Source organism: Pseudonocardia sp. (assembly GCF_050250275.1).
GTDB lineage: Bacteria > Actinomycetota > Actinomycetes > Mycobacteriales > Pseudonocardiaceae > Pseudonocardia.
In genome coordinates this window covers 66,142-77,359 of the sequence record NZ_JBFWOY010000011.1, presented here as the reverse complement: position 1 = coordinate 77,359, position 11,218 = coordinate 66,142, and the positions used below count along the sequence as shown (strand labels likewise).

The 11,218-nt window shown below is 70.1% G+C and carries 9 protein-coding genes and 1 tRNA gene; 6 read left to right on the top strand and 4 right to left on the bottom strand.

Annotated elements, in window-relative coordinates; genetic code table 11:
- The first annotated feature begins 109 nt into the window (after positions 1-109).
- From AB7F12_RS12410 to AB7F12_RS12395, 4 genes are all read left to right on the top strand, one after another.
- A complete protein-coding gene (locus AB7F12_RS12410; RefSeq protein ID WP_428498926.1) occupies positions 110-1,753 on the top strand; it encodes a flavin-containing monooxygenase in 1,644 nt (547 codons plus the stop codon).
- A gap of 34 nt (positions 1,754-1,787) precedes the next feature.
- Entirely contained in the window at positions 1,788-2,636 is an 849-nt protein-coding gene (locus AB7F12_RS12405) for a mycofactocin-coupled SDR family oxidoreductase (protein WP_428498927.1), read from the top strand.
- Positions 2,637-2,738: 102 nt separating this feature from the next.
- Positions 2,739-3,683 carry a thioredoxin-disulfide reductase gene (gene trxB / locus AB7F12_RS12400; RefSeq protein WP_428498928.1) on the top strand — a complete coding sequence of 315 codons (945 nt, stop codon included), beginning with the start codon at positions 2,739-2,741 and terminating at the stop codon, positions 3,681-3,683.
- A 4-nt stretch (positions 3,684-3,687) separates the two neighbouring features.
- Positions 3,688-4,530, top strand: coding sequence for an alpha/beta fold hydrolase (locus AB7F12_RS12395; protein WP_428498929.1), 843 nt, complete (start codon positions 3,688-3,690; stop codon positions 4,528-4,530).
- A gap of 1,081 nt (positions 4,531-5,611) precedes the next feature.
- Here AB7F12_RS12395 and AB7F12_RS12390 read toward each other — a convergent pair.
- The 3 genes from AB7F12_RS12390 to AB7F12_RS12380 all read right to left on the bottom strand — a co-directional run bounded on the left by AB7F12_RS12390 (position 5,612) and on the right by AB7F12_RS12380 (position 6,752).
- Positions 5,612-5,686: transfer RNA gene (locus tag AB7F12_RS12390), tRNA-Val, on the bottom strand.
- Positions 5,687-5,717: 31 nt separating this feature from the next.
- Complete coding sequence (locus AB7F12_RS12385; protein WP_428498930.1) at positions 5,718-6,176, bottom strand: peroxiredoxin; 459 nt, start codon at positions 6,174-6,176, stop codon at positions 5,718-5,720.
- A 141-nt stretch (positions 6,177-6,317) separates the two neighbouring features.
- Positions 6,318-6,752, bottom strand: a complete 435-nt coding sequence (locus AB7F12_RS12380) for a DUF3052 domain-containing protein (protein ID WP_147110864.1) — start codon at positions 6,750-6,752, stop codon at positions 6,318-6,320.
- Between the two features lie 186 nt (positions 6,753-6,938).
- Between AB7F12_RS12380 and aceE the strand changes: the two genes are divergently transcribed.
- Both aceE and AB7F12_RS12370 read left to right on the top strand, forming a co-directional pair.
- Positions 6,939-9,731: a pyruvate dehydrogenase (acetyl-transferring), homodimeric type gene (gene aceE / locus AB7F12_RS12375; RefSeq protein ID WP_428498931.1), complete on the top strand. Its 2,793-nt coding sequence runs from the start codon at positions 6,939-6,941 to the stop codon at positions 9,729-9,731.
- 345 nt (positions 9,732-10,076) lie between these two features.
- On the top strand, positions 10,077-10,283 hold the full coding sequence (locus AB7F12_RS12370; RefSeq protein WP_098960333.1) for a cold-shock protein: 207 nt from the start codon (positions 10,077-10,079) through the stop codon (positions 10,281-10,283).
- A 120-nt stretch (positions 10,284-10,403) separates the two neighbouring features.
- Here the strand turns inward: AB7F12_RS12370 and AB7F12_RS12365 are convergent, their stop codons facing one another.
- Positions 10,404-11,168 (bottom strand): pirin family protein, encoded by a 765-nt coding sequence (locus AB7F12_RS12365; RefSeq protein WP_428498932.1) that lies wholly within the window; start codon positions 11,166-11,168, stop codon positions 10,404-10,406.
- Between the last annotated feature and the right edge of the window lie 50 nt (positions 11,169-11,218).

Genomic DNA, 11,218 nt, shown 5'->3' with positions numbered 1-11,218 from the left:
TGCCTCACCGTAGGGACCGACCGCACACGACACATGTACGAATCTGGAACACGGGCACGTACCGAAATGGGACAGCACGGTGTGATGACCGTCGCCCAGCATCGGTGACATGAGCGGACCGATCGATACCGACCACGGCGTCGAGCCGGTCGAGCTGGATGCCGTCGTCATCGGCACCGGTTTCGCCGGCCTCCTCGCCCTGCACACCCTGCGCAACGACCTCGGCCTCGAGGTACGAGCGTTCGACGACGCCCCCGGCGTCGGAGGGACCTGGTACTGGAACTGCTATCCGGGCGCGCGGGCGGACACGGAGGTCACCGCCTACTGCTACTCGTTCGACCGTGACCTCTTCGACTCGTGGCGCTGGAGCGAGCGCTACCCACGCCAGCCCGAGATCCTCGCCTACCTCAACCACGTCGCGGATCGCTTCGACCTGCGCCGCAGCATCACCCTCGAGACGCGGGTGCTCAGCGCGTCGTTCGACGAGACCGTCAACCGCTGGATCGTCGTCACCGACGGTGGCGAGCGGCTGGCCGCGCGCTTCCTGATCGAGGGCGTGGGCCTGCTGTCGTCGACGAACATGCCGGCCTTCCCCGGCCAGGAGACGTTCACCGGCGAGGTCTTCCACACCGCGCGGTGGCCGCAGTCCGGCACCGACTTCCGCGGCAAGCGCGTCGGCGTCATCGGCACGGGCTCCAGCGGCGTGCAGGTCATCACCGAGATCGCGCCGGAGGCCGACCACCTGACCGTCTTCCAGCGGTCCGCGCAGTACAGCGTTCCCGCCCGTCACGGCGCGATCGACGCCGAGTTCCTCGCCTCCATCCACGACGACTACGAGGGCTACTGGGCGCGTGTGCGCAACTCGATCACCGGCTTCGGGTTCGAGGAGAGCACCACCCCCGCGTCCGAGGTCGACGACGAGGAGCGGGAGGCGATCTTCGAACGCTGGTGGCGCCACGGCGGCGGCTTCCAGTTCATGTTCGCCACCTTCAGCGACATCGGTGTCGACATGTTCGCCAACAACGCCGCGACGGACTTCATCAAGCGCAAGATCGCGTCGACGGTCACCGACCCCGAGACCGCCCGGCTGCTCACGCCGACCGATCTCTACGCCAAGCGGCCGCTGTGCTGCGACGGCTACTTCGAGACCTACAACCGCGACAACGTCTCACTCGTCGACGTGAAGGCCGACCCGATCGTCGAGATCACCCCGCGTGGCATCCGCACCGGCACCACCGAGATCGAGCTGGACGTGATCGTGTTCGCGACCGGGTTCGACGCGGTCACCGGCAACACCCTCAAGATCGCCCACACCGGTCGCGGCGGCGTCGACCTGGCCGACCACTGGGCGCACCGGCCGAAGACCCACCTCGGCCTGATGACCAGCGGCTTCCCCAACATGTTCACCATGTTCGGGCCGATGGGCCCGTTCACCAACCAGCCACCGGCCGACGAGGTCCAGATCGAGTGGATCGCCGACGCGATCCGTCATCTGCAGAAGACGGGCGCCGACACGATCGAACCCACCGCCGAGACCGAGGCCGCCTGGGTCGCGACGTGCGACGAGATCGGCCACTCGACCCTGTTCCCGAAGGTCGACTCCTGGATCAACGGAGCGAACGTGCCGGGCAAGCCCGTCACGATCATGTTCTACATGGCCGGCCTGGGCTCCTACGCAGAGCAGCTCCGCGCGGCACGTGACGAGGAGTACCCCGGCTTCCGGTTCACCGCGTCCGACCGCACCCCCGCCTGACCCTCCCGAACATCCCCGACGAAGAGGACTGACCATGGGAAAGCTCGACGGCAAGGTCGCCCTGATCACCGGTGCCGGCCGCGGCCAGGGCCGCTCGCACGCACTCACCCTCGCCCGTGAGGGCGCCGACATCATCGCGATCGACGTACCCGGGGAGGCGTCGAGCATCGAGTACGAGCTCTCCGGCAGCGAGGACCTGGCCGAGACGGTCAAGGGAGTGGAGGAGCTCGACCGGCGCATCATCGCCGTCGAGGGCGACGCCCGCTCGCAGGAGTCGCTCGACGGCGCCGTCGCCGCGGGTCTGTCCGAGTTCGGCCAGATCGACATCCTGGTCGCCAACCACGGCGTGCTGAGCATCGAACCCTTCTGGGAGATGAGCGAACAGCGCTGGAACCAGATGATCGACATCAACCTCTCGGGCATGTGGCGGGCCGCCAAGGCGGTCACCCCGCACATGATCGAGCGGGGGCAGGGCGCGATCTGCATGACCGCGTCGATCAACGCCATCGAGACCGGACCCGGGTACACGCACTACAACGTGTCCAAGGCCGGCGTCGTCATGCTGATGAAGAACATCGCCCTGGAGCTCGGCGGCTACGGCATCCGCTGCAACGCCATCTGCCCCGGCGCCGCGAACACCCGCATCGCCAACTGGCAGGGCCTCTACGACCGGCTGCTGTTCCCCGGCGCGGGCCCGCAGGACCTGATGGACGCGACGAAGAACTGGACCGCACTGAAGGACCGGCGCCTGCTCGACCCGCAGACGCTCTCCAACGGAGTCCTGTTCCTCGTCTCCGACGAGGCCAAGGACATCACCGGCGTCGCGATGCCGATCGACGCGGGTCACCTGATCCTGCCCGGCTTCAACCACACCCCCAGCTGACCCACCCCCGGCCGACCCACCCACGGCGGGCCGCCCGAACCGGCGGGCCGCCGCGACCGCGTCCACGTGCCCCGAGCGACGAGCAGGCAGGAAGCAGAATCGATGAGTGCCGGAGAGAAGCTCCACGACCTGATCGTCATCGGATCCGGGCCCGCGGGATACACCGCTGCCGTCTACGCCGCGCGGGCCCAGCTCGCGCCGCTCGTGTTCGAGGGCACCCAGTTCGGGGGCGCCCTCATGACCACGACCGATGTCGAGAACTACCCCGGCTTCACCGACGGCGTCATGGGACCCGACCTGATGTTGCGGATGCGGGAGCAGGCAGGTCGCTTCGGCGCCGAGCTGCGCGCGGAGGACGTCGAGTCGGTGACACTGACAGGTCCGGCCAAGACCGTCGTCGTCAACGGCGCGACCCACCGGTCACGGGCGGTCGTCCTCGCGATGGGCGCCGCCCCCCGCTACCTCGGGGTCCCGGGCGAGCGGGCCCTCCTCGGCCGCGGTGTCTCGTCGTGCGCGACGTGCGACGGTTTCTTCTTCCGCGACAAGGACATCGCCGTCGTCGGGGGCGGTGACTCCGCCATGGAGGAGGCCACCTTCCTCACCCGGTTCGCCAGGTCCGTGACGATCGTGCACAGACGCGACGAGTTCCGCGCCTCGCGCATCATGCTCGAGCGAGCCCGCAACGACCCGAAGATGAGGTGGGCGCCCCACAAGCAGGTCGTCGAGGCCGTCGGTGAGGACGGGTTGCGTTCGATCCGGCTCGCGGACACCGTGACGGGCGAGGAGTCGACACTCGAGGTCAGCGGCATGTTCGTCGCCGTCGGTCACGACCCCCGCAGCGGCCTGGTCGAGGGCCAGGTCGATGTCGACGACGCCGGATACGTACGGACGCGGACCCCGTCGACGCACACCGACGTTCCCGGTGTCTTCGCGTGCGGTGACCTGGTCGACCGGCACTACCGGCAGGCCGTCACCGCCGCGGGATCGGGCTGCGCGGCAGCGATCGACGCCGAACGCTGGCTGGCCGACGACCACGCGGCGGCCTGACGCCGTGATCTCCCGCCACTCCGTCGACGGCTTCCATCTCGCCCACGACCGCAGCGGGTCCGGCGACCCCGTCGTCCTGCTCCACGGCTGGCCCGGGTACAGCGGCGACTTCGGCGAGGTCGCGGACCTGCTCGACGCGGACGTCATCCGTCCGGACCTGCGCGGCTTCGGTCGGTCGGACAAGCATCCCGACGGCGACTACTCGGCGGCCGGGCAGGCACGCAGCGTCGTCGGGCTGATGGACGAGCTCGGGGTCGACCGTGCGGTGCTCGCCGGCTACGACATCGGATCACGCGTCGCGCAGGTGATCGCGACCGAACACCCCGACCGCGTTGCCGCGCTCGTGCTCGCGCCGCCGCTGCCCGGCATCGGGCGGCGGATACTCGACGAGAGCGCGCAACGAGAGTTCTGGTACCAGACGTTCCACCGGCTGCCCGTCGCACGCGAGCTCATCGACGGCCGGCCCGACGTCGTGCGTGCCTACCTGCGGCACTTCTGGACGCACTGGTCGGGCCCGCACTTCACGCTGCACGAGGACCTGCTCGACCGGCTCACCCGTTGCTACAGCTCGCCCGGGGCTTTCACCGCCTCCATCGCCTGGTACCGCGCAGGTGCTGCAACGGTGGCCCGTTCACTGGTCGAGTCGCCTCCGGCGCGGCGAATCGACGTGCCCACGACAGTCCTGTGGCCGGAGTTCGACCCGATCTTTCCGCGGGCCTGGTCCGATCGCATCGACCAGTGGTTCAGCAGGTTCACCGTGCGCCACCTCGATGGCGTCGGGCACTTCGTGCCGGTCGAGGCCCCACACGAGTTCGCCGAGGCGATTCGTGCCGCCTTCCGCCCATGAGCACACCGAGGTCGATGCCGTGGCGGCTCGTGCCGCACCATTGGCCGGGCGTCACGCTCGCAGCCCGGCTCGCCTCGCCGCCCTAGGCGTACCCGGCCACGACGTTGGGTGACGATCTGATCATCGCGACACCCGGTCGAGGTTGTCGAACCAGGGAGAGCCCCCGAGTGGGGGTGTGGCTCGTCCACAACCCACACCGCCCGGAGACTCTCGTGGCCCCCGTGATGCCCGCCAGATCACGGTGCAGCCGGGTGGGCAGCCGGGGCACCGCTCCAGGTGTGCGACTCGGGGCGGCGACGAGCGCAGGAAGACGGCGCAACGCTGCCCACTCCGGCGGCTGCAGCCTCCGCGCTACCACTGCCGCCATGGTGCGACAGCACCCGACCTTGAACCGGCCGTGCTGTCCTTGCCCCATGTCGCGGCGTCCTCCTGACGCAGTCTTGTCGCTGGTTTGTGAGAACGTCGGGTGTGCAGGTCTCAGACCACGAGCTGGAGCGCGTTCGACGCCCCAACCTGCGCATCGGCGTCGCCGAGTTCGAGTCTGGAGGGCGGCCGAGGCCGCCGCGACTTCGCAGGCCGACGCGGGTGTCACCGACCGGTCTGCGGGTGCGGTGACGATCACCTGCCGCTGGCTGGCTGGTGCCGTCGTCGAGACCCGCGGCCACCGGCGACTGCGCGTGGTGCGGGGGATCCGGCACCGCCGGAGCCCGGCGTAAAGCGAGTCGAGGGCGTCGGCGTCGAGGGCGCCTGCCTTCAGACGTCCGATGAAGGGGCGGACGTGCTTGTCCACACAACGCGTGTACATACGATGCGTCGTCACGCCGACGTCGAGCGTCTCCCGGTACTTGTCGAGCAGTTGATCGATAGTTGTCGCGGTCCGCGGGTGCACCGCTCGTCGACCTGCGCCGCGAGACGCCGGGCGACCTTCTCGGCCTCCGACGCCGCCTTCGGCCCTGCGCGGCGCCGCTTCGGCCGACCAGTCGTCGCTGCCACGAGATCAAACTAGCAGCGACTCGCACCACATTTGATTCGACGAGCGGCAGGGCGACTGATCTGCGATCGCATTTCTGCTGGTCAGATCTGGTGGGCGCGGCAGGGTTCGAACCTGCGACCGCTCGGGTGTAAGCCGAGTGCTCTCCCGCTGAGCTACGCGCCCGGGAGCCGGCCCTCGGGGCCGGCGTGCGGCGTCAGAGGGCCGCGATGGCCTTGCGCCAGCCGTCCTGGTCGCGGGCATCGCCGGGGCCGTTGACCTCGGCGAACTGGACCACCCCGCCCTTGTCGACGAGGAAGGTGCCGCGCAGGGCGAAGCCGGCGTCGGCGTTGAAGACGCCGTAGTCCTGCGCCACCTTGCCGTGCGGCCAGAAGTCGGCCAGCAGCGGGAAGGAGTAGTTCTGCTCCTTCGCCCAGGCGGCGAGCGCGAAGGGGTGGTCGACCGAGACGGCCACGACCTGGACGTCGTCGTTCTGGAACGCCGAGAGGTCGTCGCGGACCGAGCAGAGCTCGCCGGTGCACACGCCGGAGAAGGCGAAGGGGTAGAACACGACGAGCACGGCCTTGTCGCCACGGAACGACGAGAGGGTGACCTCCTCGCCGCCGCCGGACTTGAGCGTGAAGTCGGGAGCCTGCGAGCCCACCGCGAGCGCCATGATCAGGGTTCTCCTCGGCCACGTCGACGACACCGCGCCCCCGGTTCGGGGCGCCGCACTGTCCGCGAGCCTATGCCACCCGCGGGCGCGACCCCGCCCGCGCCCCCGTTCGTCGGGGGCGCGGGCGGGGTCGGCGGCGGTTCAGCGTCGTTGTTTGCCCTGTTTCGGGGAGGCGAGCCGCGCACCTGCCCATTCCTCGCCCACGCTCACGTTGGACGTCTGTGCGAGCCCGGCCGTCGGGGCGGCCTCGGCGATCTCACTCGGCTCCAGGTGACCAGGGCGGCCCGTCTTGGGTGTGAGCACCCAGACCACGCCGTTGTCGGCGAGCGGCCCTCTGGCGTCGACGAGGGCGTCGACGAGGTCGCCGTCGCCCTCCCTGAACCACATGAGGACGACGTCGATGACCTCCTGGGCCTCCTCGTCGAGCAGCTCGTCGCCGCTTCGTTCCTCGACGGCGTCGCGCACCGCCTCGTCGACGTCGGAGTCCCAACCCAGTTCCTGGACGACCATGCCCGGCTCGATGCCGAGCTTGCCCGCGATGTCGGACGTACGTCCGGCATCTTCCGCGGCGACCACGCGCGCGCCCCCTTTGTGTCGTGTATGGGCCATGTCGACCCGTGTTCCGGATGCGGAATCCGAACACGTAGGGCCTGCGCTGCGCAACCGCCGTTCCACGATCGCACCGCGGGGGGCACGATAGGGGTTGTACGTACCTGACGAGACGCGGGCCGGCAATGACGACGGCGACGCACGACGAACGGCATGACCGCCCCCCAGGGAGACCCCTTGACCGGCCAGAACAACCGCTCCGAGAGAACCGGGCGTGTACACGTGATCCGTGACGGCCTCGCCGCGCACCTCCCGGACATCGATCCCGAGGAGACCGCGGAGTGGCTCGACTCCTTCGACGCGGTGCTCGACGAGGCGGGCCAGCAGCGCGCCCGCTACCTGATGCTGCGCATGTTGCAGCGCGCCCGTGAGCGTCACGTCGGCGTTCCGTCGCTGACCAGCACGGACTACGTGAACACGATCCCGACGGACCGGGAGCCGTGGTTCCCGGGCGACGAGGAGGCCGAGCGGGCCTACCGTCGCTGGATCCGGTGGAACGCGGCGATGACGGTGCACCGCGCGCAGCGGCCGGGCATCGGGGTCGGCGGGCACATCTCGAGCTACGCGTCGTCGGCCACGTTGTACGAGGTCGGCTTCAACCACTTCTTCCGCGGCAAGGAGCATCCCGGCGGGGGCGACCAGATCTACATCCAGGGGCACGCCTCCCCCGGCATCTACGCGCGCGCCTACCTCGAGGGCAGGCTCTCGGAGGACCGGCTCGACGGTTTCCGCCAGGAGCTCTCCCACGGCGGCCCCGGGCACGGGCTGCCGTCGTACCCGCACCCGCGGCTGATGCCGGACTTCTGGGAGTTCCCGACCGTCTCGATGGGTCTGGGCCCGATGAACGCGATCATGCAGGCGCGCTTCAACCGCTACCTGCGCGACCGCGGCATCAAGGACACCTCGGGCCAGCACGTGTGGGCCTTCCTCGGCGACGGCGAGATGGACGAGCCGGAGTCGCGGGGCCTGATCCACGTGGCGGCGACGGAGGGCCTCGACAACCTGACGTTCGTCGTCAACTGCAACCTGCAGCGGCTCGACGGCCCGGTGCGCGGCAACGGCAAGATCATCCAGGAGCTGGAGTCGTTCTTCCGCGGCGCGGGCTGGAACGTCATCAAGGTGATCTGGGGCCGGGAGTGGGACTCGCTGCTGCACGCGGACCGCGACGGCGCGCTGATCAACCTCATGAACACCACGCCGGACGGCGACTACCAGACCTACAAGGCCAACGACGGCGCCTTCGTCCGTGAGCACTTCTTCGGCCGGGACCCGCGGACGAAGGACCTCGTCCACGACCTGACCGACGCCCAGATCTGGAACCTCAAGCGCGGCGGGCACGACTACCGCAAGGTGCACGCGGCGTACGCGGCGGCGGTGGAGCACAACGGCCAGCCGACGGTCATCCTGGCGAAGACCATCAAGGGCTACGGCCTGGGCGCGCACTTCGCGGGCCGCAACGCGACGCACCAGATGAAGAAGCTGTCGCTCGACGACCTCAAGCAGTTCCGCGACGAGCAGCGCATCCCGATCAGCGACGCCGAGCTCGAGCGCGACCCGTACCTGCCGCCGTACTACCACCCCGGCCACGACGCGCCGGAGATCCGCTACATGGCCGACCGCCGCAAGGCGCTGGGCGGCCCGGTGCCGTCGCGGCGCACCGCGTCGAAGGCGTTGGTGCTGCCCGGCGACAAGGTCTACGAGGTGGCGCGCAAGGGATCGGGCAAGCAGGAGGCCGCCACGACGATGGCGTTCGTCCGCATCCTGCGGGAGCTGATCAAGGACAAGGAGATCGGCGCCCGCTTCGTGCCGATCATCCCGGACGAGGCGCGCACGTTCGGGATGGACTCGATGTTCCCGACGCAGAAGATCTACAACCCGAACGGCCAGCAGTACACGTCCGTCGACGCGTCGCTGATGTTGGCGTACAAGGAGTCCGAGCAGGGCCAGATCCTGCACGAGGGCATCAACGAGGCCGGTTCGGTCGGGTCGTTCACCGCGGCGGGCTCGTCCTACGCCACGCACGACGAGCCGATGATCCCGGTCTACGTCTTCTACTCGATGTTCGGCTTCCAGCGCACGGGCGACTCGATCTGGGCCGCGGCCGACCAGATGGCGCGCGGTTTCCTGGTGGGCGCCACGGCGGGGCGGACGACGCTGACCGGGGAGGGCCTGCAGCACAACGACGGGCACTCGCTGCTGCTGGCGGCGACGAACCCGGCGGTCGTGTCCTACGACCCGGCGTACTCCTACGAGGTCGCGCACATCGTCAAGGACGGGCTGCGCCGCATGTACGGGGAGGCTCCGGAGAACGTCATCTACTACCTGACGGTCTACAACGAGCCCTACGTGCACCCGGCCGAGCCGGCCGACCTCGACGTCGACGGCCTGTTGCGCGGCATCTACCGGTACGCGGCGTCGCCACAGGTCGACGGGCCGCAGGTGCGGCTGCTCGCGTCGGGTGTCTCGCTGCCGTGGGCGCTGAAGGCCCGCGACATGTTGTCCGAGCAGTGGGGCGTGGGCGCCGAGGTGTGGTCGGTGACGTCGTGGGGCGAGCTGCGCCGTGACGGCGCGGATGCCGAGCGGCACAACCTGATCCACCCGGAGGAGGCGCCGCGCGAGCCGTACCTGCGCACCGTCCTGTCGGATTCGGACTCGCCCGTGGTGGCGGTGTCGGACTGGATGCGCGCGGTGCCGGACCTGGTGCGCCAGTGGGTTCCCGCGCCGTACACGACGCTGGGCACCGACGGCTTCGGCCTGTCGGACACCCGCCCGGCGGCGCGCAGGCACTTCGCGGTCGACGCCGAGTCGATCACGGTGGCCGCGTTGGGGTCGCTGCACGCGCGCGGGGAGATCGACCGTGCCGTCGTGGCGGAGGCCGCGGCCAAGTACGCGATCGACGACCCGCAGGCGGCGGGTCCGCAGACGTCGGACTCCGGCGTCGCCTGAGGACGGTCGTGGGTTCGTCCGCCCCGGCGCCCGCGAGGGCTCCGGGGCGGACGTGTCCGAGACCCCGGTCACCCTCGACACACGCCTGGACACCGTCCGCGACGGCCCCGTCCGCGGCCCGTCCAGGGCTCACCGGATCGGGGCCGAACGGTGCTCGCGGAGGGCTTGTCCGACACGAATCCACAGGTCATTGGCTCTCGGCATGAGGCCTGAGTCACGGTACGCTCCGCCCGACGCCGGCCTCGCGTGATCGCGAACGGGGTCCCGACCCGGGTGCGGAACCCAGCGCCCGGGCGGCGCGATGCCGGGGGCGAGTGCCTCGGCACAGGTACGAGGAGAGCAAGAATGGCAGAGGGCACCGTCAAGTGGTTCAACAGCGAGAAGGGCTACGGCTTCCTCGCTCCTGACGGTGGTGGCGCGGACGTGTTCGTGCACTACTCGGCGATCCAGGTCAACGGCTACAAGAGCCTCGACGAGGGGCAGCGCGTCTCGTTCGACATCGAGCAGGGCCAGAAGGGCCCGCAGGCCACCGGGGTCACCCCGATCGCCTGATCTCGGCGGTCACCCGACCCTCAGCCGACTCCCTCCGCCCGACCCCGGCCGACCCTCCTCTGTGGACCCGGACGCCTCGTGTCCGGGTCCGCAGCGGTAGCCGGGGCCCGGTCGCGAGACTCAGCCCAGGGAAGAGTGCATCTCCCACACCAGAACCTCGGCGCCGTCGGCGCCGGCGGTGATCCGCCGGCCCTCGGATGCCGTGATCCGGGCGGCGTCGCCCTCGGCGATCCGTCCGGCGCCCTCCAGCTCGATGTCGCCGCGCGCCACGAACACGTGGACGTACGGCGCGACGGGCAGCCGGGTCCCGCCGTGCGACCGCAGCCGGGCGGCGTGCAGTGCCGCGTCGCGCTGGCGGATCGAGATGGCGCGGTCACCCGCGTGCCGCGGCATGCCCGAGGCGACGACCACGAGGTCGCCCGCGTCGAGCTCCGGCCCGATGTCGAGCTGCTCGTAGCCGGGCACGACACCGGCCGAGTCGGGCACGACCCACATCTGGACGAAGTGGACGTCGGTCGCGGGCGCGTCCGGGTCGGTGCGGAAGGCGTCGTTCTTCTCCGAGTGCAGGATGCCGCTGCCCGCCGACATCCGTTGCGCCAGACCGGGATGGATGACCCCGGAGTGGCCCGTGGAGTCCTGGTGGACCAGTGACCCCTCGAGCACCCACGTGACGATCTCGGTGTCGCGGTGGGGGTGGGTCTCGAAGCCGCTGCCCGCCGTGACGCGGTCGTCGTTGTTCACGAGCAGCAGCCCGAAGTGGGTGTCGTCGGGGTCGTAGTGCGCGCCGAACGAGAAGCTGTGCCGCGAGTCGAGCCAGTCGATCTCGGTGTGCATGCGGTCGGCGGCGCGCCGGACGAGAACGTCGTGCGCGGCGGATCGGGTCATCGGGCACTCCCCTCGTCGTCGTCGCACGGTCGCCCACCACGACCGTCGCA

Excerpts from the sequence above, each read along its gene's own strand:
- AB7F12_RS12405 (WP_428498927.1), top strand. The coding sequence starts at position 1,788 with ATGGGAAAGCTCGACGGCAAGGTCGCCCTGATCACCGGTGCCGGCCGC.
- trxB (WP_428498928.1), top strand. The coding sequence starts at position 2,739 with ATGAGTGCCGGAGAGAAGCTCCACGACCTGATCGTCATCGGATCCGGG.
- AB7F12_RS12370 (WP_098960333.1), top strand. The coding sequence starts at position 10,077 with ATGGCAGAGGGCACCGTCAAGTGGTTCAACAGCGAGAAGGGCTACGGC.
- AB7F12_RS12410 (WP_428498926.1), top strand. The coding sequence starts at position 110 with ATGAGCGGACCGATCGATACCGACCACGGCGTCGAGCCGGTCGAGCTG.
- aceE (WP_428498931.1), top strand. The coding sequence starts at position 6,939 with ATGACCGCCCCCCAGGGAGACCCCTTGACCGGCCAGAACAACCGCTCC.
- AB7F12_RS12385 (WP_428498930.1), bottom strand. The coding sequence starts at position 6,176 with ATGGCGCTCGCGGTGGGCTCGCAGGCTCCCGACTTCACGCTCAAGTCC.
- AB7F12_RS12365 (WP_428498932.1), bottom strand. The coding sequence starts at position 11,168 with ATGACCCGATCCGCCGCGCACGACGTTCTCGTCCGGCGCGCCGCCGAC.